The sequence below is a fragment of the Peribacillus sp. CSMR9 genome, from assembly GCF_033141925.1.
In the GTDB taxonomy this organism is placed as follows: domain Bacteria; phylum Bacillota; class Bacilli; order Bacillales; family DSM-1321; genus Peribacillus; species Peribacillus simplex_A.
Genome location: NZ_JAOPHO010000007.1, coordinates 43,711 through 68,009 on the forward strand (window position 1 = coordinate 43,711; position 24,299 = coordinate 68,009).

The window sequence follows — 24,299 nt, forward strand, 5'->3', positions numbered from 1 at the left end:
CCAGCCAAACCATCACATCTAAATTAGTGAATTCCAAAAGGGGGGTTTTCCAATGCACTTGAATGAAGAGGAATTGGAAGTCTTGAGAATCATTGAAAATAACAGCCGGATTGATCTGAAGGATTTGGCTAAAATGACCAATCTATCAGAAGCGGGCATTGAAATAACATTGAAGAAATTAGAAGATATGCGGGTTATTGTCCGTTATTTAACAGTCATTAACTGGGCAAAAGTGGATGAATACCATGGTGTCACAGCGATGATTGATGTAAAAGTCACTCCAAAGCGCGGTGTCGGTTTCGATGAGGTAGCAAAAAGGATTTACAAATTCAAAGAAGTCGAGTCCGTTTATTTAATGTCGGGGGCTTATGATTTATCAGTCATTGTCGAAGGGCGTTCTATGAACGAAGTGGCAAACTTTGTTTCAGAAAAACTTTCGACACTGGATTCCGTCATTTCTACGACGACTCACTTCATTATGAAAAAATACAAGCACGATGGCACAATTTTTGATCAAACTGATGAAGATAAGCGGATAGTGGTGTCACCATGATTAAAACGAGTTATGTTTCAAGAACGATTGCAGAGCTTAAACCATCAGGCATCCGCCGCTTTTTCGACCTGGCAGCCAATTTGGAAGGGGTCGTCTCACTTGGTGTGGGTGAACCGGATTTCGTTACATCTTGGGCAGTGAGGGAAGCTGCGATCAACTCCTTGGAGGAAGGGTATACCTCTTATACGGCTAATGCAGGATTATTTGAATTAAGGTCGGAAATCAGCAGGTATATGGAGAAGCAGTTCCATGTTTCATATAGACCAGAGGATCAAATCATTGTCACGGTCGGAGCAAGCCAGGCTCTCGATATTGCACTGAGGACCATCTTGAATCCAGGGGAAGAAGTCATTGTAGTGGAACCTTGTTTCGTCGCCTATGCACCGCTTGTGACCATGGCAGGGGGAATACCGGTCACGGTCCAAACTTCAAAGGATGATGACTTTAAGTTGACTCCCGGGCAACTCGAAGCGGCAATCACGCCTAAAACGAAGGCGGTTTTAATCTGTTCACCGAATAATCCAACTGGCACCCAGCTTGGACAGGAAGAATTAGTGATGCTTGCTGATATCATTAAAAAGCATGACTTGCTTGTCATTTCCGATGAAATCTATGCTGAACTTGCTTATGATGAGAAATTCACCTCTTTTGCTGCCATTGACGGCATGCATGAGCGGACAATTGTCATCAATGGGTTTTCGAAAGGCTTTGCAATGACCGGATGGCGTCTTGGGTTCGTTTGTGCACCTAAGGAAATTTCTGAAGCGATGCTTAAGCTTCATCAATATGCGATGATGTGTGCGCCGACCGTTGCTCAACATGCTGCATTGGAAGCTTTAAGGCACGGAATGCAGGATGTAGAAGAAATGCGTCGGAGTTATCGGAGAAGACGAAATTATATCGTGAATTCATTTAACGATATGGGTCTGGATTGTCACAATCCTGGCGGGGCATTTTATGCTTTTCCTTCCATTGAGAAAACAGGGATGACTTCGTTGGAATTTGCTGAAAAACTTCTGACGGAAGAACTTGTAGCCGTTGTACCGGGAGATGTGTTCGGGGAAAGCGGTGAAGGTCATATCCGCTGTTCCTATGCATCCTCCATGGAACAACTTCAAGAAGCGCTTAGAAGGATGGAACGTTTCATGAAGAACCATAGCCAATAAAAGCAAAAAAATAGGGATCCGGCCGTTATAAGCAGCCGGATCCCTTTCCATAGGGGGAATTAGAAAAAGAGTTAATCTAATGGATTAACATAGAAAGTGTTAATCATAGTATATCCAGCACTCTGAAAAAAAATACACATACTACGACCATTTTTTTCAATTAGCTTGTGTATTATATAAAGTATGCATAACATTCAGAATTTGTTCTTCGCTAAAGTCTTTAGCTGTTCTTAGGATGAGCTCAGCCTTTTTGGATCCGATTTCTTCAATCAGCTTTTTTATGTCCTCGTCAACACCAGAAGCGTTCCTGGTTTGGGCGTCCTTCAAGAACTCTGAAGCTGGAATGTCAAGAACGGTCGAAAGCCTTAAAATGGTTTGAGTATCAGGAATCGATTCACCAGTTTCATACTTTTCAATCTTTTTGGTGCCGATTCGTAATTTCAAAGCCAGTTCCTGTTGAGTGAGGTTATGATCTTCTCGATATTGCCGGATATTCTTCGCGATATTTGACATAGTCAGGCACTCCTTTTTCAGGAAATATTTTCTTTATGCAATGATTTTACCATATTATAACTAAAGGAAATCAAATGAATATGTAGGTTTTGTGAAAAAAAAATGCCGCCTCGAGAAATATCGAAACGGCATTTTGGATTATTAAATGAGATTAATTGAGTTAAGAAATACGAGTATGATCATGATCGGCACAATGTAGCGAATCAGGAAGTACCAAAGTTTAAAAAGTGACCGGCCGGAATCTGCGCCAGTTTCGAACTCTTTTTGGACCTCGATCCTTTTCATTTGATAGCCGATGAAAAGGGATATGAACAAGGCGCCGACTGGCAGTGCGATATTGCTTGTCAGATAATCAGCCAAATCGAATATGGATAAATTGAAAATCTTCACATCTGAAAGCACCCCAAATGATAATGCGCTTGGAATTCCAATCAAGAAAACGACGCTACCAGCTATCCAAGAAGCCTTCTTCCGCTTTGCGGTATCACCTTTGATCATGGCTGCAACGACGATTTCGAGAATGGAGAAGGCCGTTGTAAGTGTGGCGAATAATAATAATATGAAGAAAATGGCCATGAAGATCCCGCCGAGCGCCATTTCATTGAATACGGCAGGCAACACGACGAATACTAGTCCAGGACCGCTAGAAGGGCTGAAGCCCAGTGCGAAAACAGCTGGGAAAATGACTAAACCGGCTAACAAGGAAATGAAGATATTCAGTCCAACCACCGAGAAGGCAGATTTAGTTATATCTTCTTTTTTACTTAAATAGGATGCATAGGTTACCATCACTGAAACACCAACACTAAGTGCAAAGAAGGATTGGCCAAGAGCTAATAGGATCGTTTCCCCTGTTAAAGCGGAAAGGTCCGGCTTCAAGAAGAATTTTACACCCTCCATTGCTCCATCCAGAGTCAAGGAACGGATGAGGAGAATAATGAAAAGAATGAACAATGAAGGCATCATATATTTATTCGCTTTTTCAATTCCTTTGGATACGCCCCCTTGCACGACCCAAATGGTTAAAACCATGAATAATAATTGAGCGATAACCGTTTCATAAGGATTGCTGATTATCGCATTGAAGAAGTTTCCATATTCAGTCTGTGTTAAGTTTGAAAGGGAACCGGTTAAACTTCTTGCTAAATAGGAGATGATCCAGCCGCCAACGACACTGAAGAAGGAAAGCAGAATGATGGAAGCGACGACACCGCCATATCCGATCAAAACCCAAGGTTTTCCTGGGGCGATATATTTATATGCGCTAATGGCATCTTTCTGTGCATTGCGGCCAATTGTGAATTCCGCTATTAATATGGGGGCACCGATAAGCAGTGTGAACAAAATGAAGAGCAGGAAAAAGACCCCTCCACCATTTTCACCAGTCATATATGGGAGCTTCCAGATGGCGCCTAATCCAATAGCGGATCCCGCGGCTGCCAGGATAAACCCAAGTTTTGAAGTCCATTGTTCTTGTTTTGACATGATGGAAAAACTCCTTTAGATGTAAAGATTATCTAGCTGTAAACAATAATTTCTTTAAAACATTTTCTCATCTTACTATGATTATGAGGAAATGGGTAGTGTTTTAATATTACAATCTTTAGAAAAATGAGTAAATATCTTAAGGAAATGGAGGTTATTTGCAAATTTTTAGGATAAATTATAAATAACGTGCTTATAATATTTATTATTTCCAAAAAACAAACATTTTTAATGAGTAAAATTTAAAAAAGTATGGTATACTTAACTTTGATTATTTTCCAATTATGTGATATAATTTTTTATTGCGTGAAAAGACGAAAAAATATATATAAAATAGGAGTGTTACCATGTCTGAAAAATTCGAAATTGGTGCGGTAGTTACTGGTAAAGTAACTGGTATTCAACCATACGGTGCTTTTGTTGCTTTAGATGAATCAACTCAAGGTTTAGTTCATATTTCTGAAATTACTCACGGATTCGTTAAAGATATCAACGAACATTTAAAAGTGAACGATGAAGTAAAAGTTAAAGTGCTATCAATCGATTCAGCTGCTGGAAAAATCGGCTTATCGATCCGCGCAACAGAAGAAGCTCCTGAGCGTACTGAAGCTCCGAAAAAAGCTCCAAAAAAACGCCAAGCATCTGTTAAAGCAACATCTCACATCGAATCTACTGAAGGTTTCAACACATTGAAAGACAAACTTCAAGAGTGGATTGAACAATCTCAACGCGAAGACTTAATCAAAAAATAATTTTGTGAACCGACAGATCAATCGATCAGTCGGTTTTTTTTTGTCATTTTCATGATTTCATGAAAATGAATTAAATAAAGCCGGGTCATGTTTTTTATCCATGGACCGGCTTTATTTTTATAGAATATAAACAAAATCCCTTTCAACGAGTCGGTTTGGTTTCTGGTTCACTGGCAGTTTCAGGACTTGGTTTAAAGAGAAGACCAAGGTTAATTAGGCCGGCAATTCCAACCAATCCATAAATGATACGGGCCATTCCAGCATCTTGCCCTCCGAAAATCGAAGCGACCAAGTCAAATTGGAAAAACCCTATTAATCCCCAGTTGATTGCCCCGATTATTGTAAGAACAAGTGCAATTCTTTGTATTCCGCTCATTGTACAGCCTCCTTTTTTTGAAAAAATCAGTTCTTTACTTATCATGCTTTTTCATCATGTAAATATACATCCTTGCAGAAGTTCCGGACGGATGCTTTGTATTTATATGGAACATTGGTCATAATGAAGAAAAGAAAAAAACTGCCAGTGGCCAAGCGAGCAATTTTCTAGAGGCCGATGTGGCATTAAGGAGAGAAATCTTTTGGAGAATTTCACTTATAAAAACCCTACTAAAATAATTTTCGGGAAAGATCAGCTTGAAAGTTTAAAAACGGAAATTCCTGCATATGGTGATAAGATTTTACTCGTATACGGTGGAGGAAGCATAAAGAAAAATGGCTTATATGAAAAAGTGGTCAATGCCTTGAAAGAGATTGATGCAGAGGTGCACGAACTTTCCGGAGTTGAACCGAATCCACGCATCTCAACAGTCCGGAAGGGTGTGGACCTTTGTAAAGAACATGGGATTGACTTTGTCCTTGCGGTTGGAGGGGGAAGCGTTATAGACGCTACAAAGGCCATCGTTGCAGGTGCTAAATATGAGGGGGATCCATGGGATCTTGTCATTAAGGAGGCATCAGTAGAAGAGGCCCTTCCGTTTGGAACGATACTGACTTTAGCTGCAACAGGCTCTGAGGCAAATTCCGGCTCAGTCATTACAAACTGGGAAACGAAAGAGAAATATGGATGGGGAAGTCCATTGGTATTTCCTCAATTCTCCATTTTGGATCCGGAAAATACTTTTTCGGTACCAAAAAATCAGACTGTATACGGAATGGTCGATATGATGTCACATGTGTTCGAAACGTATTTCCATCCGGAAACGCATGCACCTCTTCAAGACCGTTTCTGTGAATCGCTGTTACTGACAGTGATTGAAACGGCCCCTAAACTATTGGAAAACCTGGAGGATTATGAGCACAGGGCCACTATCCTATATGCAGGAAATATTGCCTTGAATGGTTCGCTTGGGGTTGGCTACAGTGGTGATTGGGCAACGCATAACATTGAACATGCCGTTTCAGCTGTTTATGACATCCCGCATGCCGGAGGATTGGCCATCTTATTTCCAAATTGGATGAAACATGTGCTCCATGAAAATGTTGCACGCTTTAAACAGGTTGCAGTCCGTGTGTTCCATGTTGATCCGGAAGGTAAAACGGATGAGGAAGCGGCCCTTGAGGGCATTGAAAGACTTAGGTCGTTTTGGAGCAGCTTAGGTGCGCCGACCAATCTTTCGGATTATGGCATCGATGACTCACAATTGGAAGTCATGGCTGATAAAGCGATGAGCAGAGGGGGATTTGGGCGATTCAAAATCCTGAACCGTGAAGATGTCCTTGCCATTTTACGGGCTTCATTATAATTCAAGTGAAATGTTCATTTCTCCCGCCTTGTCAGGTGGGAGATTACTTTGAACGTATAATTCGTTATTTACTTGACCGATATCTTGATTATGAGAATTACATCAGATAAAGTGATAGGGAAACTTAAAAATCAAGGAGGAATTTGAATGGCCCATATTCGTTTCGATTATTCAAAAGCCCTACCGTTTTTCGGGGAGCATGAAATTACCTATTTACAGGATGCTGTAAAAGTGGCCCACCATTCTCTGCATGAACAGACAGGGGCAGGCAATGAATATCTTGGCTGGCTTGATTTACCGGCCAATTATGATAAAGAAGAGTTCTCGAGGATCAAAAAAGCAGCGGAAAAAATAAAAAAAGATTCAGATGTGTTACTGGTTATCGGAATCGGTGGATCATACCTGGGAGCGCGCGCGGCAGTTGAAATGCTTCAACATAGTTTTTATAACATTTTGCCGACGGACAAAAGAAAAACACCGCAAATTTTATTTGTAGGTAATAATATAAGCTCTACATATATGCAAGACGTAATGGACCTGTTGGAAAACAGGGATTTCTCGATCAATGTTATCTCTAAATCCGGTACGACGACTGAACCAGCACTGGCCTTCAGGATATTCAGGAAACTGCTGGAACAAAAATATGGTGTTGAAGAAGCTAAAAGCCGAATTTATGCGACCACTGACAAAGAAAAGGGCGCATTAAAAACGGTAGCAACGGAGGAAGGTTTCCAAACTTTCGTCATTCCTGATGATGTTGGCGGACGTTACTCTGTCTTAACGGCAGTTGGGTTGCTTCCGATTGCGGTCAGCGGGGCAGATATCGATCAAATCATGGAGGGAGCCGAGCGTGCAAGGTTGGACTTCAGTTCTTCCGAGCTAGCTGATAATGAGGCATACCAATATGCAGCGGTTCGAAATATCCTTTACAATAAAGGGAAAACCATTGAAATGCTGATAAACTATGAGCCTGGACTTCAATATTTCTCTGAGTGGTGGAAACAATTATTTGGAGAGAGTGAAGGAAAGGATCAAAAGGGGATTTTCCCTTCATCCGCTAACTTTTCGACTGACCTGCATTCATTAGGGCAATATGTTCAGGAAGGGCGGCGTGATCTTTTTGAAACAGTCATCAAAGTGGAAAAGGCCCGTCATGAAATTTTAATTGAAGAAGCGGACAATGACTTGGATGGCCTGAATTACCTTTCAGGTGAAACGGTGCAATTCGTAAATAATAAAGCATTTGAGGGTACCCTTTTAGCTCATACGGACGGTGGCGTTCCCAACCTGATCGTAACGGTTCCTAAGCTTGATGCTTATACATTTGGCTACCTTGTATATTTCTTCGAGAAAGCTTGTGCAATGAGCGGTTACTTACTAGGTGTCAATCCATTTGATCAGCCTGGAGTGGAAGCATATAAGGTGAACATGTTTGCGCTTTTAGGCAAGCCAGGTTATGAAAAGAAAAAAGCGGAGCTAGAACAGCGCTTATAATAAAAAAAGCATGAAGCAGGAATAACATCCAGCTTCATGCTTTTTTATTGAACTCTAAAGTTAAATTAACATATTCGAATGCTTGCATTGAAAAACCGAAAAATTTGGGTTCATGTGTGCACATCCGCAAATTCCGGTTCTTCATGGATGAAAAGGCTTTAAGCAAAGCGGGAGAAAATCCAGCAGCTGCAACAGGAAGTGCGGCAATCTAGGTGCAGATCCAGCAATTGCGATTAAGGAAGCTCAGAAGCTGAAATAAACTTTATAAAAGAGCGTAAGGATACCTTGGGAATCAGAGAGAAAGCCATCCTGATCCGAGGGTACAATCGAGTCATTCCAGGGTTTTTTTAAAGGCCTTTTGGTTAAGCTAATAGAAAAATAGCGAAAGAGGTTTTTTACAATGATTAAAATTTCTTCTGAGTTGGAAGGGAAAACATTCGGTTTGTTCGACCTGGAGACGAAGTTAAAGCCGGAAGGATATGTGATAGGCGGAGGCTGGGACTATGACAACGGGTCGTTTGATTATAAAATGGATGACAGTGATGGGTACCAGTTTTTGCGTGTCCCTTTCAGGGCGGTTGATGGTTCACTCGATCAGGATGGGGTAATGGTCGAACTTTTACAACCGTTTTTGTTATCTCATAAATACGAGGACGGTGTTGACGGTGAAGGAAATATCGGAAACCTCACCGCTTCCTTCAATCAGTTTGCTGAGCCGGAAAATCCAGATGCCGAATTTCCGGAAAACTATATCTCTTATGGAAAATCGCTTGTCCATGATTTGGAAAAGCTTTTATTACATTAATCTTCAATGATGAGCAGGGTGTCATTGCGATGTATGATTACATTTGCAGGGGGCTTGATGAATGTCTCGCCTCCTGAAATGATGCCCACCAATAGAATGTCTTGATCAAATAGCTTGGCGCTCAACTGTTTAAACGTCAATTCCGCCCAGTCACTCTGGATGGCCAGTTGTTTGATGTTCAATCCATCCCATTCATTTTGCTCTTCAGCTTCCACAATGATCCCTCTCGATAAGCAATCCTGCATATAATCACTTGCAAATTTATTCGTTTCGACAATACCATCCGCTCCTGCCCGCAAAGCATTTTCCTTTTGTTCTTGCGTCAATATTTCCACTAGACAATACAAATGCGGATTTAAGCCTTTGACGGCCAGTAACGTTAATATCGAGAACATATCCGTATGCAGCTCGTCTTGCTTGAGGTCAGCGGTGATAAGGACGCGTCTGGCCTGTTTTATATTGGCTTTTTGCAAAACGGAATCCAATGTAGCTTTTCCTTGGATAAAGTGGATATTCGTTCTTGGTAGCGGGTGCTTTTGCAGCGTATCATCTATAAGGACAATAGATTGATGATGAGTTCTATTATGAATGTTTTGGATGATTCTCCTGGAACGGCCATTCCAGCCCACAATGATAATATGGCCACCGCCGCTGAATGCTTTCTTTCCTGTTAGAAATTGCTGTTCATTGGAAATGGACATTTTAGCAATGTATGCAAAATAAGAGGTGATCAGGCCGGCACCTGACAAAATGAGGGTGATCCCAATGACTTTACCAAGATTGGTCACAGGCGTGTAATCTCCGTAACCTACCGTTGACATAGTCACGATTGCCCACCAGATGCCATCGAGTAAAGTAGGGAATCTTTTCGGCTCCACAAGGTGGATCAATACCCCGAAGGAGAGTAAAAATAATGCGATGGTAGAAAGCAATCTGATGAAACGCGGAATTCTAGGAACGGTGCTAATGTATGGACCGAATTTAATCATGTTTTTCACACCCCTTAAGCTGTTCCTTTTAGTATGGTCAAAAAAGGCTTTGCTCATAAGGCAGTCAAACAAACTTTGAATCATGAATTTCGTAGATTATCTAAAAAAGTGCAACTCGGATAACAGGGAAATGATAAAAGCCTTCCGGAAGACGTCGGAAGGCTTTTATGGCTGAGTCACGTATCCTGAACTGGACTTCATGCTCGATGATGGATTATATGTCCGTTTGCGCTTCGGTATTCCAAAAGTTTGATAAATAGGCTCAATCTGTTCTTAGACCCTTCTGCGTACGTTGAAGTTATCACTGATGAGCAGCCAGTTTTGAGGGAAGGCTAGGCCGAGCTTCCAATAACTCATCCCCCTTAAATTCAATTCCTTGATTAAATCGAATTTTGCCTGAATGGATCTGGCATCTTCAAACCACACCTCATGCTGCCTATCCTCAATATCCGTATAATTGAAGTGCGGGGCCTGTGCGGTTTCATCATACTCGATGGCAACATTATTGGCAGCTGCAATCTGGATGGCCTGCTGCGGACTTACAGCCTTGGCAGTGGATCCCTGTACAAAAGGCAGGGTCCAATCATAGCCATATAGATTTTGCCCCATCAGGATTTTGTTGGCAGGAATTTCAGTGACGGCATATTCGAGCACATCCCGAACAGATCCAATTGGCGATACAGCCATTGCCGGTCCCCCGCTATACCCCCATTCATAAGTCATGATGATAACGAAGTCGACGATTTCGCCATGTGCTTTATAGTCATGAGCCTCATACCAACGGCCTTTTTGTTCCGCACTTGTTTTGGGGGCAAGTGCCGTAGAAATGAACCATCCTTCTTTCTTGAAACGTTCCTTGGCTTTTCGGAGAAATTGATTATAAGCTTCTCTATCAGACGGCCTTAAAAACTCAAAGTCAAAGTGGATATCCCGGAATCCATATTTCTTTGCAGTTGAAACGATATTGTTCAGGAACTTATTTTGAACGGAAGTGTTCGTCAAGATGATTTGCCCGAGCTCATCGCTGAATTGGTCATTTTCCTGATTCGTGATCACCATCATCAGGACATTTTTATTTTCTCTGGCGATGGCAGGGAATTCATTGAGCAAAGGCTCTTTTAAGGAGCCGTCACGAAGCGCCTGGAAGCTGAATGGGGCTAAATAGGTTAAATAGGGCCCAGCTTCCCTTGCAGCCGTTTCAAGGGCCGGTGCAACCGATGTACCCCGCGGCTCGACATAACCGTTGAATTCGGCGGTCCTTTTCTTTCGTGCCGGAATATAGAGCCGGTATCCAACGGATAGGTTTTGATTTTCGGGAATGCCATTTATTTTTGCCAACTCTTGAAAAGGGACATCAACCTTTTGGGAAATGGAATAAAGACTATCACCCGGTTGAACGAAATAATAACTGCCGACGATTGGAATGACAAGGGCCTGCCCCGAAACAAGATTATTTGGGTTAGGGATCTTATTTGATTCGACGAGCCTGTCAACGGTTACGCTGTATGTCTGGGCGATGCCATATAACGTCTGGCCTGGCCTAACCACATGTATTTGCAATTCTTTTCCCTCCTGTACTGAAAGTTTCCTAACAGTTTATGAACAAAAAAAGAAAAACATGATAAAGAGCTTTGGATTGAAGGAATCGTAAAGAAAAATAATTCAATAAATTGGCAATAATAATTTAAGCTAAAAATGCTAATTAATATTAGTAGGAGGTGAAAACACATGGCAAACAACAATAACAGCAATCAACTAGTAGTAGCTGGTGCAGAGCAAGCCCTAGAACAAATGAAGAATGAAATCGCTAGTGAATTTGGTGTAAACTTAGGTGCAGACACTACTTCTCGCGCTAACGGATCTGTTGGTGGGGAAATCACAAAACGTTTAGTTCAAATGGCTGAACAACAATTAGGCGGATCAAACTTTTCTCGTTAATAACTGAATAAATATGGATTTGAAAGAGAAGGGGTATCGCTCCTTCTCTTTCGCATTATTCAGCCATGTGACTGCCGAGCCTTTAAAATCTTGATTGCCTTTTCAGGGAAATCGGTCATGATAACGTCGACATCCATCTCTGCGAGCTTGACGATGTCCGCTTCATCATTGGCGACCCAAGGGCGGATTTTGTATCCAAGTTTTTTCGCTTTATCACTCATTGCTTGAGTCAGGCTATTTTTATCAGGATGAAAACCGGCTTCTTTTTTATCACGTAAGATTTCTTCGAAGTTTTCAGGAAGCCCTTCGAACAATAATGCACGTTCAAGTTCTGGGGCAAGCATCTTCACTTTTTCAATTGATTGATGGTTGAAGGAAGATAGGATCACCCGATTTTCCATTCGGTATTGATGAATTAAATCAATGATCTTCTGTTCGATCCCTTCGTAAGCGAGTTTATCCGTTTTGATTTCGATATTCATCAATAAAGCATTATCCCTGGCCCAGTCGAAAACTTCTATTAAAAAAGGAATCCGCTCCCCAAGGAATTCCTTGGAGAATTTGCCCCCGGCATCAGCCGTCTTCAGCTCTTGTGACGAATGATCTTTTACATAACCAGTAAGGTTGGTCGTTCGATCAAGTGTTTCGTCATGGATGATGACCAATTCCCCATCAGAACTGAGGTGGACATCGAACTCGATCCCCTCGGCACCGATTTCTGCCGCCTCTTGAAATGCAGCCATGGTATTTTCAGGATGCGTCCCTTTGGACCCTCTATGGGCGAAAATCAATATGTTTTGCAAATTCATCACTTCCCCTTTAAACTTTATCTTGAACCCTATCATACATGTATCCCTAAATTGTTTCAGCAATGTTTAATAGACAATATTTTAAACAACGAGTAAAATACATATGGTATTTCCATAACAGGTGTTCGAATTATGAGGTGAAAAAAATGAATATGTGGGAAATTTTTGTTGCTGTTGTCCTTGGTCTTGTTGAAGGATTAACTGAATTTGCTCCTGTATCGTCTACAGGGCACATGATTATCGTTGATGATTTATGGCTGAAATCGAATGAACTTTTCGGGAGTGAAATAGCCAATGTGTTCAAAGTGGTTATCCAGCTTGGTTCGATACTCGCTGTAGTCGTGCTCTTCTGGGGGCGATTCATGGACTTGCTTGGTTTAAGGAAAATGAAAGACCCATCTGCTGTGAAGGGCCAAAAGCTTAACCTCTTGCAGATCATCGTCGGATTGTTACCAGCTACTGTATTAGGTCTATTGTTCGAAGATTATATCGATGAAAATTTATTTACCATGAAGACGGTTATCGTTGGATTAATCTTGGGCGCATTTTTAATGATTGCGGCTGATAAATTCCGTCCAAAGCTGACTACAGAAACGGTTGACCAAATCACTTATAAACAAGCTTTGGGTGTAGGGTTAATTCAATGTTTGGCACTGTGGCCGGGATTCTCACGTTCAGGTTCAACGATTTCCGGTGGTGTGCTATTAGGGATGAGCTATCGGGCTGCTTCCGATTTCACGTTCATCATGGCGGTGCCGATCATGGCGGGTGCCAGTCTTTTAAAGATAGTTAAATATTGGGATTACTTCACACCTGAAGTTATGCCATTCATTATCGCAGGTTTCATAAGCGCATTCATCTTTGCGTTATTCTGTATCCGCTTTTTCTTGATTTTAATCAATAAAGTTAAATTGACTCCTTTTGCCATCTACCGGATTGTCTTGGCGGTTGTGCTTTTATTCATTATTTGGTAATACGAATTGAAGTTTGAAAGAGGAGTGGAACCACCCCGTTGATTCGGAGTGGTTTTTTTGTGTCCGAGAAAAAACCTGGTATCTCAGACTATATATATAACGAATGATACTTACGTTTTGTGATATTTAATTCGTTATTATTGAGTTAAATTTCTATAAAACGTTTTTTCTGCAGAGAATATTCGGTTTTTGTTGCAGTTCCAGACATAATTAGTAAAAAAAATATAATTTTAATAAAGCTAGCTAAGAACAGTAATACCAACGTGTCCGGAACCTTATTGGACTATTCAAATTATTGAATAAGTTATTTCTATATAATTTATATGATATAATTTTAGTATAAAACAAGTACATGTGTACACCTGGGGAGGACATCATGGGGAATGACCAATTGAAAAAAACGATTGGCTTTTGGATTGGAACATCTATTGTAGTTGGTACAGTTATCGGTTCTGGTATTTTCATGAGACCTGGTGACGTGCTTGAGTTAAGTGGTAATTCAACCATGGCCTTATTAGCTTGGCTGATAGGTGGCCTGATTACCCTGGCAAGCGGATTGACGATTGCGGAAGTGAGTACTCGGATTCCTAAAACTGGGGGCTTATATGTCTATATGGAAGAAGTGTACGGAAAAGCATGGGGATTCCTATGCGGCTGGGTTCAGACATTGGTATATGGACCTGCAGTCATGGGCGCACTCAGTTTATACTTCGGGTTATTAGTCGCAGGAATATTTAATATCGCTTCAGATTACACTTTGGCAATAGGCATTCTTACGATCGTATTTATAGCAGGCATGAATCTGCTGGGGACAAAATACGGCGGTATAATACAAACATTATCGACCGTTGCTAAATTGATCCCCATCATATTCATAGCGGTGTTCGGTATCGCACAAGGTGATATGCCTGTATTCAATATCAGTAGTGAAAGTTCAATGAAAATCAGTATGGCTGGTGCGATTTTGGCTACCCTCTGGGCGTATGATGGCTGGATGAATGTCGGCTTCATGGCAGGGGAAATGAAAAATCCACAGAAAACGTTGCCGAGAGCAATCATAACAGGATTAGTCGTGGTCATGGTCGCTTACTTGGCTGTGAACCTTGCCATGCTTCATGTTTTGGGAGCAGAGGGAGTCATCGCTCATGGTACGAATGCAGCGAATGTTGCGGCAACGCTTCTATTTGGTGAATTGGGCGGGAAATTGATATCAATCGGAATAGCGATTTCAATCTTCGGATGTTTGAACGGAAAGCTTCTGACCTTTCCGCGCATAACCTTGGCGATGGCGACTGATAAAATGATGCCTGGCCATAAACAAATCGGGAAAATATCGCCCAAGTTTAAAACGCCCATAAATGCTACGATATTACAAGTGATCATTGCCATCATAATGATGGTTGTAGCAGACCCTGACAAACTTACCAATATGGCCGTATTCTCTGTCTTCTGTTTTTATGGATTAGCCTTCTTCGCGGTCTTCATCTTACGCAAGAAAGATCCCGATGCAAAAACATATAAAGTACCGTTTTACCCATTCATTCCCATTGTAGCCATTGCTGGTGCAATATATATTGTTGTAAGCACATTAATCCAAACACCTTTAAATGCCCTGTACTCGGTGATCATCCTCTTTATAGGTATGCCTGTGTACTGGCTGCTTAAAAAAAGTGAGCGGGATGATAAACGTTCATATTAATGAAAAGCCCTTCACTGCATGCAGTGAAGGGTTTTTTGTGAATTGCTGGAACTTACTTTTCCGTTTGGCCATAAGTGGCGAAATAGACAACTCAGGAAGTTCGTATTAACATAGGGGGGAAGTTTAATAGTGAAGGGTCTGAACAAAAGTGAATTATATCGAGCCTGCTGGCAAATCATTCAGGAAAACAATCTTGGCTTTATTTCTTGGTAGCTTTGTAACGTTTGCGGATCTGTATAGTACTCAACCGGTCATTCCGGTTTTCGCAAAGCAATTCGGGGTCTCTCCTGCAATGGCAAGTCTTACATTATCTTTCGCAACAGGAACGCTTGCCATCTGTTTATTGCTTGTTTCCTTTTTCTCAGAAAATATCGATAGGAAAAAAATAATGGGGACAGCGCTCACTCTGTCTGCGTTGTTATCCATATGCGTCAGCTTCATCCAGGATGACCTATACATCCTTATTGCAATACGGGCGATTCAAGGAGCGGTGCTTGCAGGTTTCCCGGCAATTGCGATGGCCTATATCAATGAAGAATTCGATCCGAAAAGCCTGGGCTATGTGATGGGAATCTATGTGAGTGGTTCGAGTATCGGCGGATTGGCAGGCAGGCTGATTGTCGGAGTGCTGACCGACCATTTCTCATGGAACATAGCGATTGGCAGCCTTGGGGCTTTAAGTTTGATCATCAGTCTGGCTTTTTGGTTGATGCTTCCACATTCGCAGCATGCTGTCCGTAAAAAAGTATCATTGTCGAGAATTAAAACCTCCCTTATTAATAACTTATGGAATAGCAGACTAGTACTTTTATTCGGGATGGCCTTCCTATTAATGGGCTCGTTCGTTACCGTTTATAACTTTGTGGGTATACCATTAATGGGACCGCCATATCATTTATCACAGACATTGATCGGCTTCATTTTCATTATTTATCTAGTGGGGACATTTAGTTCTACATGGATGGGGAAGCTTGCCGATCAATATAGTCGGAGGTTTGTTCTTCTTTCCGGAATCGCAATCATGCTGCTGGGGGCCCTTTTAACCTTATTGGATCCACTTTTGTTGAAGATAATCGGGCTTGCCCTGTTTACATTTGGCTTTTTTGGAGCTCATTCAATTGCGAGCACCTGGGTCGGATCGTTAGCTAATAAAAGTGAAAAGGCACAAGCATCCGCTTTATATCTCCTGTTTTACTATGCGGGGTCAAGTGTAGTAGGAGCATCAGGAGGTTTATTCCTGATGAAGTTCGGTTGGGGAGGGGTCATCTCGGCTGTATCCATCCTAATCATCCTTGCTGCCGTTTGTGTCATGATGGTTGAAAAAGTGAAAATCGTTAAATAAAATGGTCTTTTCTAGCATGATTTTCCGGAATCCTGAATATAATCTAGTGAAAAACGATATTGAATAAAAGATTGATAAGAGAAGAGGGTAATAGATAGAGTGAAACGAAAAGCAGTAATTCTCATTGGGTTAATAGCCGTTTTAATTATATTATTCGTTGTATACTTAACAAGTCCGGGCAGATTGGAAAAGGTGGAGATTGTTGAAAAATACTATCCACATTTCTCCGATGGCAAGGCAGTCGGTTTTAAGACGAACGAAGTCATTGATGTGACGGAAACCGAAGAGGGATCCAATTGCGCAATGAAATTCAACAATGGGAAAACGTTGGAAATCGATTGTGACCGTTATTTAACATACAAAATCGATGAAACAGTTTATATTACCACGGAAGGAAACCATGTGAAGGAAATTCGAAGAAAAAGATAGTGGCAGGAAGAGCTGAGTTTGCTCAAAAAATTTAAAAACCCAGACCATATTGGAATGGGCTTTTTCACTTTTTATCTTTGTTTTTATTTTTATCCTTTTTATTACGCCGTAGTACATCGAGGATTCTGCGGCTGTTATTTTTACTGTTTATGAGTTCGACTAAATCGCTCATGTTTTCAGATTCAAAGTCTTTTTGATCCTTTTTCATGATAATCCCTCCAAGTCATATATCATAATACCCTTATTAAGAGAAGGGTAAACGTCTATTATCATATTGGTAATAGAAGGATTTTATATCTTTTACCATTAACTATTTGATAAAATGTGATAAAAGCCCTGTGTGGGAGGTCTACATGGAAGAATTAAGAATGATCGGTGAAAAAATCGAAAAATTCAAATATATCTTAGTGGAGCATATCGAGTTGTTTGAAGAAGAGGGCCCACTCTATGATTTTGAAACCAGTAAAGAGGTAAGGTCGCAACTAATTCAAATTCATGCAGATGCCTTGATTCACGGTAAGGCACAAGCGATGGAAAGTATGAAAATAACGGGTATGGAAATAGGAAAGCGCGTCGTGGACATGGGAATCCCTTTAAATAAAAATATTGAGGAAGCTCAGCTGGTGCGTAACCTTTTCTGGAGTTTCATTGAAGAAGAAGTAAGCAACCGCTACTACTCCATTGAAATTTTGCTAAAGGCAAGCTCGATAATTGATGCAATACTGGATCAATTCATACACTGTGTGAGCATAAGTTATGTGAATCATTATAAAGAAATGGCAAAAGTGGCAAACGATTCTTTGCAGAAAATAAAAGAAAACCAGGAAGTCATGGAAGAATTGGCCACTCCGATTGTTCAGACCGTTTTAAAGGATGTGCTGCTCTTACCATTGATCGGGCGCATTGATGATTGGAGAATGGAGTCGATGCAATCGACGGTACTGCAAAAATGTGCAGACCTGCATGCGGAAGTATTGATTATGGATTTCTCCGGCATTACCTTTACGAAGGAAAGCAATATGCTCACACTGCTGGATCAATTAGTGGGGGCACTGGCGTTGATGGGAACGGAAACGATGTTTGTCGGTTTTGCCCCTGATGTGGTGAAAGAGATTGTCAAACTTGATTTGTCTAATCAGGTAAAAGCTTTTCTATCGTTCAGGCAGGCACTGGAATATCTGCTTAAACAAAGAGGGCTGGCCCTTCAGCCAGTATGATGGAGGTATCCTCTTCAGGGTATCTTTTTTTGTATGTCATGAAGTTTCCTAAACGCAAGAAGTTTGGTGAATGGTGGCAACCATACCAGCATCTTTCTTCATTTTTCGTCAAATGGATATATCTCCATGATATAGTGAAATGGCGTGAATACGGACATGTTGCTTTATTCATTTAGATAATGAATGGGAAAAACGTGAATACGAAAAGCATACAAGAAAAAGAGATAGGACATGTAAAGCCCGAAAGGAAGGTGGATGAAGAGTGTTTTTCAAGAAAAATGAAGAACTTGATCCGAATGAAAAATGGTATTGTGTGGGGATCATGACGGATAATGGGTTGGAGGATGAAGAATATGATGTTTTGTCGAAACGCATCCTTGAATCAGTCCAAAATGTGTCGGTCATATCTGACTTAATAAGGGTGGAGTGGGATCGGGAAAAATTGCGAACCTTGAACGAGCGTTTTAATGCTGATACATTTTCTGACCCATGTTATATCATTAATAAATTCATTCCAGAGGATATAAAAAGGGAAAGAAAACTTCTGGAGAAAAATCATAAATGGAAGAGGCTCTTTGGTTTCCTATCCCCGGTTGAATACATGGAAGCTGAGACGAAGGCAGCCCATGACTTCGATAAGGCCCTTTTTTATACGGATGATCCAGATAAGGTGATTGAATACATAATTGCTAATAGCTAACATCCCCTGAACATCGATACATTGTATCGGTGTTTTTGTATTTGACAATGTTTATCGAATTTCGCGGAAACAATTCGTCCTTGCGCAGAATAATCCGACCTTGAGTGGGAACAATTCGTCCCTGCGCGGAATAATCCGTCCCTGCGCAGAAAAATTCGACCTTGCGCGGAAAAATTCTACCTTGCGCAGAATAATTCGTCCTTGAGAGGGGACAATTCGTCCTTGCGCGGAATAATCCGTCCTTGAGCCGTAACAATTCGACCTTTAGCGGAAGGTCCGACCCTGAGCGGGAACAACCGTCCTTGCACCTTTCTCCCTTCCGGAAATAAACAGAGGGAATGTTAGGAAGTTGGTAGGAAAGGCGGGTGGGGACGCGGAATATCTTAAGTAGATAGTAAGAGAGTTTTAAGGGGGGAGTGAGATGAATCGATGGAAGTTGCCGTACCTCAGCAAAAACCAAAACGGAAGTGGAAAAAGCGGGTGCTATGGAGTCTTGCAATCCTGATTTTACTTTTGCTGTCTGTCTTGATTGCAGCAAATGTATTTCTTTCAAGGTCCTTGCCGGAAACAAAGGGGGAAATTTCGCTTCCAGGCCTTTTGAAACAAGTAACAGTTGTGAGGGATTCCAGCGGGGTCCCGCATATCAACGCAGCGAATGAACATGATTTATATTTAGCCCAAGGGTATATCCAAGCACAGGACCGTTTATTTCAAATGGATTTAAGCAGGCGTCAGGCGTCAGGAAGATTGAGTGAAGTGATTGGTGAGAAAACCGTCAAAAATGATAAATATTTCCGCACACTTGGGCTAAGGCGGGCAGCTGAAGCGTCTTATGCAGTATATACAAGCGACGGTAAAGAAGCCTTGGATGTGTTTGCAGAAGGGGTAAATTTATATATCGATGAATTGAAGGAGAATGGGAAATGGCCGACCGAGTTCACTTTACTTGGATACGAACCAGAACCGTGGACACCCGTCGATTCGCTCACCATCGGTAAGTATATGGCCTTTGATTTAGGCGGGAACTGGGAAGATCAGGCGTTTAGACAGTATTTGCTGCAAACCTTCCCAAAGGAAAAAGCGTATGATCTATTCCCGGATTATCCAGAGGGCGCACCATATATCATCAGCAAGGAAGAACTGGATATTGAAAAAAGCTTCGCCGGGGCCGTTGTTCCTAATGAATTCAACGGCAGCAACAACTGGGCCGTATCTGGCAAGAAAACGGATTCCGGGCAGCCGTTATTGGCGGATGATCCCCATCTGGGGTTAGCTACACCGTCCGTTTGGTACCAAATGCATTTGGAGGCCCCGACAGTCAATGTGAGCGGTGTTACTTTTGCCGGGATTCCGGGTATCATTCTCGGTCATAACGAAAAGGTCGCTTGGGGTGTGACGAATACAGGCCCGGATGTCCAGGATCTGTATATTGAGAAGAGACACCCGGAAAACGAGAAAGAATTCGCCTTCAAAGATAAATGGGACAAAGCTCACATCTTAAACGAACCGATCAAGGTTAAGGATGGTAAGACACTTGACTATAAAGTGACGGTTACCCGTCATGGACCGGTTGTCTCCGACTTTGCCGGGAAAAGCGGAAAAGACACAGTCCTTGCATTAAGGTGGACGGCACTTGATCCATCCGCAGAGCTTGAAGCGGTACTTAATATGAATAAAGCGGAAAACTGGAAAGACTTCGAAAAGGCCCTTTTGAAATTCGAAACGCCGGCACAGAATTTCGTCTTTGCCTCAGTCGATGGGACCATTGCCTTTAAGGCGAATGGGAAAATCCCTATCCGTAAAAAAGGCGATAGTATGCTGCCTGTACCTGGCTGGACGGATGAATATGAGTGGAAAGGCTACATTCCATTTGATGAACTTCCAAAAACGGTCAATCCGGAAGAGGGATTCATTTCGACAGCGAATAATAAAGTCATCTCAGATGATTATCCTTACCATATCAGCAATAACTGGGCACAGCCGTACCGTCAGATGAGGATACAGGAGTTTTTAAAAGCGAATAAAAAGCTTACTGCAGAAGATATGCAAACCTTGCAGATGGATCAGATGAATCTGCAGGCTAAGGAGTTTGTCCCTCAATTTATAGAGGTACTGAAAGGTCCATCGGGAATACAGGAAGACAAGGCACTAAGGATTCTGGAGAAATGGAATCATATTGATTCCGTTGATGAAGCAGCACCGATGATTTTTAATGTATGGATGAAAAAAATAGGGGAAGTTTTGCTTACAGAAGAAATAACGGAAGAAACGCTCAACCTCTTTAATGGAAGGCGTTCGGCCGTTGATGAACTACTAAGGCGGGCATTGGGCGGTAAGCCGGGTCCTTGGATTGAAGAGGCAGGCGGACTGGAGCAGGTACTCGCCAAGTCGTTACAGGAGACGTTAATGGAACTGGAAGAATCACAAGGTGACGATATAGCTGAATGGGAATGGGGAGACTATCATCAGGTAAGGTTCAACCATCCTTTAGGAAGTGTCGCCCCGTTAAATTATTTATTTAATAGCGGCGGCGGATTGCCGGTCGGCGGTAGCAGTGTAACCGTACAGGCAGCGGCATTTTTAGATAACGGAACCGTTAATCATGGTGGCTCCTGGAGATTTGTCATTGACCTATCCGACATGAATAAGGGATATCACCTCGTTGGGCCTGGGCAATCAGGTAACGTAAAAAGCGAGTGGTACCACGATCAGCTTGATGATTGGGCAGAAGGTACTTATCACAAAACGGTATTGGATGATCCAAAAGGTGATAAGCTGACATTGAATCCATTATACTGATATTCAGCAAAAAAATACCAAGTCCAGCATGCATGCTGGACTTAGTACTTTTTCATTGTTTTTGCTTAGTCAGGAATTCTGCAAGGAACTCCTCAAAATTAGGGGCCTCGATTGAAACGATTTTTTCATATGACTCAATGATCTTGAGTTTAATCTCTTGTTCCAGATCATTCCGGTCTTGATAGTTGGTGTTTTTTAACGATTTTTTTATTTTAGGATTCAAAGAATCGATTAGATTCATCAATTCTTCTTTTGATAGTTTTTTATCCACAATGGCTTTTCTCCTTTCTATTATATACCTCATCCATATAGTGCTTTCGAAGTTTTTTGAGAGCTTGTTTACGAATGCTTGAGATATTCTGGGGAGATTCATGAAAATAGGCAGCTATTTCCTTGTTGGATAGGCCATAGGAAAAGATCATGGTCAGTACTAGACTTTGTTTGGCTGTTAACTTCTTCAAGGCTTTTATCATCTCTTCATCACTTATGTGTGAAGAGAGCTCATTCGTTTCCCCCATCTTTTCAAGTTGAACGTCCAAAGTGCCGATTCGATCGATCATTCCGAAAGTATCCTTTGGTGTCGCATCAAGTACCATTCGATAGCGTTCCCGCTGCTTCCGTGCCCTTTTATCAAAATCAACGGAGAAAAAGTAAATCAAGGAGCACATGTATTTGTATACTTTAGCCCGGTAATAGAAAATTTTGAAGGTCTCGTTGAGATGACAAATGTTATGTGAAGAAGGGGAATCAAGAGTTTCGGTAAAAATCTTTAAATGCTCTGGGTTCTGTAAAAATACTTGAATGATCGGTTGTTCAAAGAAAGATGAGTACTGTTGTTGCAGAAACTCCAATGAATGAGAAAAAAAATGAGAAGTTAACTGGTTCATTGCTATCCCTCCTTTATTTAATAAAGTGATAGACAAGGGGAATAAATCAATTATATAGGAACGTTTGTTCCTTTATCCATAAACCAATAGTGCTAGATTGATTTTTTTAAACAAGTTTCACTTTAGATATCAGATACATGAAAAGGGGTGAAGAGGATGATGATTGAGGATGCTACTGTGTGGGTGTCATTAGTTAGCGAATTTGGCTATCCATTCGTCGTTTCTATGTTTTTGCTCTTCCGCTTCGGTAAACAATTAAAAGAACTGACAACGGACGTAGAGAACTTAAAAAAGTCCGCTCATAAAACGAAACGATAACCTCAGGACGTAATGTGCTAGGTAGTAAAAACCGAATTTCGGATTCTATTCTAAAAAGGGTCCGGAATTCGGGTATAAAGAAATAGGTACTATTTCACCAATGAATCCCTCCTTTAAAGTCAAATAAAAAAATCACAGACCATTATTTGGAATATAGCACAAAATGGGTAAAAAATAATCGTCAATTGGAATCATTTTACTACAATAATTCATCCGTCAATGGAATTAGATAGGAAATCCTCCCCTCATACGATCTTAGTTTTATGGATTAAAGTGAAAATACTTTTAAAAAAACAACATTCGTAGAAAACTTATGGAAAGTATGCGGCATCCATGTAAAAGGATGCTGCTTTTATTTTTTTTTGGTAATAAACTGATAGTATGGAAAAGGGGTGGGAATTTTGAATGAGAAACAGCTAGAAGATATTCGGATTCTACAGCAGGAATGTGAGCGGGAAGATTTTACATTAAAGCTGAACTGGGAGACACTTCGCAGTCGAAATGGTGTGAATAAGAATGATTTTCTTCACTATGATGGATTAAAACTTGTTGGTTTTCTTGGTCTTTACGATTTTGGAAATAAAGTGGAGATGTGTGGGATGGTACATCCTGAATTTCGGAGGCAAGGAATTTTTACAAAGCTGTTGGACGACGCTATAAGGAGTGCCATGGAGCGCAACTTTAAGTCGATCATCTTGAACTCGCCTGCTCAATCACATTCAGGGACAGGGTTTTTGAAACAGCTGCCATGTGAGTTCTCTTTTTCTGAGTTTCAAATGAAATGGTCTGGAACGGAGCTTGATGATTATGAGGATGCAGTCGTTCGCCCTTCACGGAGAGAGGATGAGGAAACGGAAATTCAGCTGGATATTCAGTGTTTTCAATTTACGGAAAAAGAGGCGAGGGATTATTATCAGCGCATCCTGCACGAGGATACCCTGAAAACCATGATGATTGAAAAGGATGGCTGTCCTGTCGGTAAAATTCGTGTTGATCAGTCAGGTAGGGAAGCATGGATTTATGGATTTTCCATTTTACCGGAATACCAGGGAAAAGGACTTGGCAGAAAGGTATTGAAAAAGGTGGTAGCTGAACAATGCCAGCTTGGATATGATATTTTTCTCGAAGTCGAGGCGACTAATGAGCATGCTTTAAGACTCTATGAATCTTGTGGATTCAAAACGATTCAAAGACAGGATTATTATCAATATAAAGGGCTGCAGCGCTAAATGGGATATTAACGAAAAAGAGTTTTTGGGGGATAGGAATGCTGATATTATTCACTTATAACTGGCAGGTCAGAAATGAGTGGTTCAAATCTAGAAGCTTTCGTTAACTACGTGAAAGAAACCTTCAAAGGCGGAAAAATCACTGCAGAAATTGAAGGCAGGATTACCAATATCAATAATTAATTAGGATTTACCGGTGAGTTAAGAGAGTTTACTCGTGAAACTATAAAAGAGAGCGTTCCATAATACAAAGGGACGCTCTTTTTTCTATTAATGACATAGACGTAGCTATATAAACACCTTTTTTGTAGAAAAGTATTAAAAATTGGAAAATAGGCATGATAATAGCGAAGACATTGAACAATTCATTCGTTAACACGATAAACTTGGACTGTTAAAAAAATGAACAATGCATGCAGCCGGATAGTGAAAAAAGAGAGCAAACCCTGTATTCGGAAA

At 41.2% G+C, this 24,299-nt stretch carries 25 protein-coding genes; 16 read left to right on the forward strand and 9 right to left on the reverse strand.

Annotated elements, in window-relative coordinates; all coding sequences use genetic code 11:
* Positions 1-52 precede the first annotated feature (52 nt).
* Entirely contained in the window at positions 53-553 is a 501-nt protein-coding gene (locus tag N9I19_RS06525) for an Lrp/AsnC family transcriptional regulator (RefSeq protein WP_061465425.1), read from the forward strand.
* Positions 550-1,719, forward strand: a complete 1,170-nt coding sequence (locus N9I19_RS06530; RefSeq protein ID WP_317777303.1) for an aminotransferase — start codon at positions 550-552, stop codon at positions 1,717-1,719. The genes N9I19_RS06525 and N9I19_RS06530 overlap by 4 nt, the downstream gene beginning before the upstream one ends.
* Positions 1,720-1,875: 156 nt before the next feature.
* On the opposite strand, the gene N9I19_RS06535 is transcribed toward N9I19_RS06530, so the two are convergent.
* Together N9I19_RS06535 and N9I19_RS06540 are read right to left on the reverse strand one after the other, a co-directional pair.
* Entirely contained in the window at positions 1,876-2,232 is a 357-nt protein-coding gene (locus tag N9I19_RS06535; RefSeq protein ID WP_317777304.1) for a helix-turn-helix domain-containing protein, read from the reverse strand.
* A 141-nt stretch (positions 2,233-2,373) separates the two neighbouring features.
* Positions 2,374-3,717 carry a sodium-dependent transporter gene (locus tag N9I19_RS06540; protein WP_289336886.1) on the reverse strand — a complete coding sequence of 448 codons (1,344 nt, stop codon included), beginning with the start codon at positions 3,715-3,717 and terminating at the stop codon, positions 2,374-2,376.
* Positions 3,718-4,064: 347 nt separating this feature from the next.
* Here N9I19_RS06540 and yugI point away from each other — a divergent pair, with 347 nt between their 5' ends.
* A complete protein-coding gene (gene yugI, locus N9I19_RS06545) occupies positions 4,065-4,469 on the forward strand; it encodes a S1 domain-containing post-transcriptional regulator GSP13 (protein ID WP_061465421.1) in 405 nt (134 codons plus the stop codon).
* A gap of 142 nt (positions 4,470-4,611) precedes the next feature.
* Here the strand turns inward: yugI and N9I19_RS06550 are convergent, their stop codons facing one another.
* Positions 4,612-4,845, reverse strand: coding sequence for a DUF378 domain-containing protein (locus N9I19_RS06550; RefSeq protein WP_061465420.1), 234 nt, complete (start codon positions 4,843-4,845; stop codon positions 4,612-4,614).
* Between the two features lie 202 nt (positions 4,846-5,047).
* On the opposite strand from N9I19_RS06550, the gene N9I19_RS06555 reads away from it, so the two are divergent.
* The 3 genes from N9I19_RS06555 to N9I19_RS06565 all read left to right on the forward strand — a co-directional run bounded on the left by N9I19_RS06555 (position 5,048) and on the right by N9I19_RS06565 (position 8,510).
* On the forward strand, positions 5,048-6,211 hold the full coding sequence (locus N9I19_RS06555) for an iron-containing alcohol dehydrogenase (RefSeq protein WP_289336887.1): 1,164 nt from the start codon (positions 5,048-5,050) through the stop codon (positions 6,209-6,211).
* A 147-nt stretch (positions 6,212-6,358) separates the two neighbouring features.
* Positions 6,359-7,705 carry a glucose-6-phosphate isomerase gene (locus N9I19_RS06560; RefSeq protein ID WP_317777305.1) on the forward strand — a complete coding sequence of 449 codons (1,347 nt, stop codon included), beginning with the start codon at positions 6,359-6,361 and terminating at the stop codon, positions 7,703-7,705.
* A gap of 400 nt (positions 7,706-8,105) precedes the next feature.
* Positions 8,106-8,510: a YugN-like family protein gene (locus N9I19_RS06565; RefSeq protein WP_125161597.1), complete on the forward strand. Its 405-nt coding sequence runs from the start codon at positions 8,106-8,108 to the stop codon at positions 8,508-8,510.
* Here N9I19_RS06565 and N9I19_RS06570 read toward each other — a convergent pair.
* Positions 8,507-9,499: a potassium channel family protein gene (locus N9I19_RS06570; protein ID WP_317777306.1), complete on the reverse strand. Its 993-nt coding sequence runs from the start codon at positions 9,497-9,499 to the stop codon at positions 8,507-8,509. The two genes, N9I19_RS06565 and N9I19_RS06570, sit on opposite strands and share 4 nt — an antisense overlap.
* 273 nt (positions 9,500-9,772) lie before the next feature.
* Entirely contained in the window at positions 9,773-11,059 is a 1,287-nt protein-coding gene (locus N9I19_RS06575) for a glycosyl hydrolase family 18 protein (protein ID WP_317777307.1), read from the reverse strand.
* Between the two features lie 168 nt (positions 11,060-11,227).
* On the opposite strand from N9I19_RS06575, the gene N9I19_RS06580 reads away from it, so the two are divergent.
* Positions 11,228-11,437, forward strand: a complete 210-nt coding sequence (locus N9I19_RS06580) for an alpha/beta-type small acid-soluble spore protein (RefSeq protein ID WP_061465414.1) — start codon at positions 11,228-11,230, stop codon at positions 11,435-11,437.
* 59 nt (positions 11,438-11,496) lie between these two features.
* On the opposite strand, the gene N9I19_RS06585 is transcribed toward N9I19_RS06580, so the two are convergent.
* Positions 11,497-12,246 (reverse strand): glycerophosphodiester phosphodiesterase, encoded by a 750-nt coding sequence (locus N9I19_RS06585; protein WP_289336890.1) that lies wholly within the window; start codon positions 12,244-12,246, stop codon positions 11,497-11,499.
* Between the two features lie 146 nt (positions 12,247-12,392).
* On the opposite strand from N9I19_RS06585, the gene N9I19_RS06590 reads away from it, so the two are divergent.
* From N9I19_RS06590 to N9I19_RS06605, 4 genes are all read left to right on the forward strand, one after another.
* Positions 12,393-13,220 carry an undecaprenyl-diphosphate phosphatase gene (locus N9I19_RS06590; protein WP_284469361.1) on the forward strand — a complete coding sequence of 276 codons (828 nt, stop codon included), beginning with the start codon at positions 12,393-12,395 and terminating at the stop codon, positions 13,218-13,220.
* A gap of 376 nt (positions 13,221-13,596) precedes the next feature.
* Positions 13,597-14,919, forward strand: coding sequence for an APC family permease (locus tag N9I19_RS06595; RefSeq protein WP_289319437.1), 1,323 nt, complete (start codon positions 13,597-13,599; stop codon positions 14,917-14,919).
* Positions 14,920-15,067: 148 nt separating this feature from the next.
* Positions 15,068-16,261: an MFS transporter gene (locus N9I19_RS06600; RefSeq protein ID WP_317777308.1), complete on the forward strand. Its 1,194-nt coding sequence runs from the start codon at positions 15,068-15,070 to the stop codon at positions 16,259-16,261.
* Between the two features lie 99 nt (positions 16,262-16,360).
* A complete protein-coding gene (locus N9I19_RS06605) occupies positions 16,361-16,690 on the forward strand; it encodes a hypothetical protein (RefSeq protein WP_061465409.1) in 330 nt (109 codons plus the stop codon).
* A 64-nt stretch (positions 16,691-16,754) separates the two neighbouring features.
* Here N9I19_RS06605 and N9I19_RS06610 read toward each other — a convergent pair whose 3' ends face one another.
* The gene (locus N9I19_RS06610) at positions 16,755-16,898 is read right to left on the reverse strand and encodes a hypothetical protein (protein ID WP_176431797.1); all 144 of its coding nucleotides are present in this window, start codon (positions 16,896-16,898) and stop codon (positions 16,755-16,757) included.
* Positions 16,899-17,043: 145 nt separating this feature from the next.
* Between N9I19_RS06610 and N9I19_RS06615 the strand changes: the two genes are divergently transcribed.
* The 3 genes from N9I19_RS06615 (at position 17,044) to N9I19_RS06625 (ending at position 21,406) form a co-directional block, all read left to right on the forward strand.
* Positions 17,044-17,907, forward strand: coding sequence for an STAS domain-containing protein (locus N9I19_RS06615; RefSeq protein ID WP_317777309.1), 864 nt, complete (start codon positions 17,044-17,046; stop codon positions 17,905-17,907).
* Between the two features lie 262 nt (positions 17,908-18,169).
* The gene (locus tag N9I19_RS06620; RefSeq protein ID WP_317777310.1) at positions 18,170-18,607 is read left to right on the forward strand and encodes a hypothetical protein; all 438 of its coding nucleotides are present in this window, start codon (positions 18,170-18,172) and stop codon (positions 18,605-18,607) included.
* 429 nt (positions 18,608-19,036) lie between these two features.
* Entirely contained in the window at positions 19,037-21,406 is a 2,370-nt protein-coding gene (locus N9I19_RS06625; protein ID WP_317777311.1) for a penicillin acylase family protein, read from the forward strand.
* Between the two features lie 52 nt (positions 21,407-21,458).
* Here the strand turns inward: N9I19_RS06625 and N9I19_RS06630 are convergent, their stop codons facing one another.
* Entirely contained in the window at positions 21,459-21,677 is a 219-nt protein-coding gene (locus N9I19_RS06630; protein WP_089361833.1) for a hypothetical protein, read from the reverse strand.
* Positions 21,670-22,293: a sigma-70 family RNA polymerase sigma factor gene (locus N9I19_RS06635; protein WP_061465403.1), complete on the reverse strand. Its 624-nt coding sequence runs from the start codon at positions 22,291-22,293 to the stop codon at positions 21,670-21,672. Before N9I19_RS06635 ends, N9I19_RS06630 begins: the two co-directional genes overlap by 8 nt.
* A gap of 156 nt (positions 22,294-22,449) precedes the next feature.
* Here N9I19_RS06635 and N9I19_RS06640 point away from each other — a divergent pair, with 156 nt between their 5' ends.
* Together N9I19_RS06640 and N9I19_RS06645 are read left to right on the forward strand one after the other, a co-directional pair.
* Positions 22,450-22,611, forward strand: coding sequence for a YvrJ family protein (locus N9I19_RS06640; protein WP_081092540.1), 162 nt, complete (start codon positions 22,450-22,452; stop codon positions 22,609-22,611).
* Between the two features lie 392 nt (positions 22,612-23,003).
* Positions 23,004-23,840 carry a GNAT family N-acetyltransferase gene (locus tag N9I19_RS06645; protein WP_317777312.1) on the forward strand — a complete coding sequence of 279 codons (837 nt, stop codon included), beginning with the start codon at positions 23,004-23,006 and terminating at the stop codon, positions 23,838-23,840.
* Positions 23,841-24,299: the final 459 nt, after the last annotated feature.

Excerpts from the sequence above, each read along its gene's own strand:
- N9I19_RS06525 (WP_061465425.1), top strand. The coding sequence starts at position 53 with ATGCACTTGAATGAAGAGGAATTGGAAGTCTTGAGAATCATTGAAAAT.
- N9I19_RS06530 (WP_317777303.1), top strand. The coding sequence starts at position 550 with ATGATTAAAACGAGTTATGTTTCAAGAACGATTGCAGAGCTTAAACCA.
- N9I19_RS06535 (WP_317777304.1), bottom strand. The coding sequence starts at position 2,232 with ATGTCAAATATCGCGAAGAATATCCGGCAATATCGAGAAGATCATAAC.
- N9I19_RS06540 (WP_289336886.1), bottom strand. The coding sequence starts at position 3,717 with ATGTCAAAACAAGAACAATGGACTTCAAAACTTGGGTTTATCCTGGCA.
- yugI (WP_061465421.1), top strand. The coding sequence starts at position 4,065 with ATGTCTGAAAAATTCGAAATTGGTGCGGTAGTTACTGGTAAAGTAACT.
- N9I19_RS06550 (WP_061465420.1), bottom strand. The coding sequence starts at position 4,845 with ATGAGCGGAATACAAAGAATTGCACTTGTTCTTACAATAATCGGGGCA.
- N9I19_RS06560 (WP_317777305.1), top strand. The coding sequence starts at position 6,359 with ATGGCCCATATTCGTTTCGATTATTCAAAAGCCCTACCGTTTTTCGGG.
- N9I19_RS06565 (WP_125161597.1), top strand. The coding sequence starts at position 8,106 with ATGATTAAAATTTCTTCTGAGTTGGAAGGGAAAACATTCGGTTTGTTC.
- N9I19_RS06570 (WP_317777306.1), bottom strand. The coding sequence starts at position 9,499 with ATGATTAAATTCGGTCCATACATTAGCACCGTTCCTAGAATTCCGCGT.
- N9I19_RS06580 (WP_061465414.1), top strand. The coding sequence starts at position 11,228 with ATGGCAAACAACAATAACAGCAATCAACTAGTAGTAGCTGGTGCAGAG.
- N9I19_RS06585 (WP_289336890.1), bottom strand. The coding sequence starts at position 12,246 with ATGAATTTGCAAAACATATTGATTTTCGCCCATAGAGGGTCCAAAGGG.
- N9I19_RS06590 (WP_284469361.1), top strand. The coding sequence starts at position 12,393 with ATGAATATGTGGGAAATTTTTGTTGCTGTTGTCCTTGGTCTTGTTGAA.
- N9I19_RS06595 (WP_289319437.1), top strand. The coding sequence starts at position 13,597 with ATGGGGAATGACCAATTGAAAAAAACGATTGGCTTTTGGATTGGAACA.
- N9I19_RS06610 (WP_176431797.1), bottom strand. The coding sequence starts at position 16,898 with ATGAAAAAGGATCAAAAAGACTTTGAATCTGAAAACATGAGCGATTTA.
- N9I19_RS06615 (WP_317777309.1), top strand. The coding sequence starts at position 17,044 with ATGGAAGAATTAAGAATGATCGGTGAAAAAATCGAAAAATTCAAATAT.
- N9I19_RS06625 (WP_317777311.1), top strand. The coding sequence starts at position 19,037 with ATGGAAGTTGCCGTACCTCAGCAAAAACCAAAACGGAAGTGGAAAAAG.
- N9I19_RS06635 (WP_061465403.1), bottom strand. The coding sequence starts at position 22,293 with ATGAACCAGTTAACTTCTCATTTTTTTTCTCATTCATTGGAGTTTCTG.
- N9I19_RS06640 (WP_081092540.1), top strand. The coding sequence starts at position 22,450 with ATGATGATTGAGGATGCTACTGTGTGGGTGTCATTAGTTAGCGAATTT.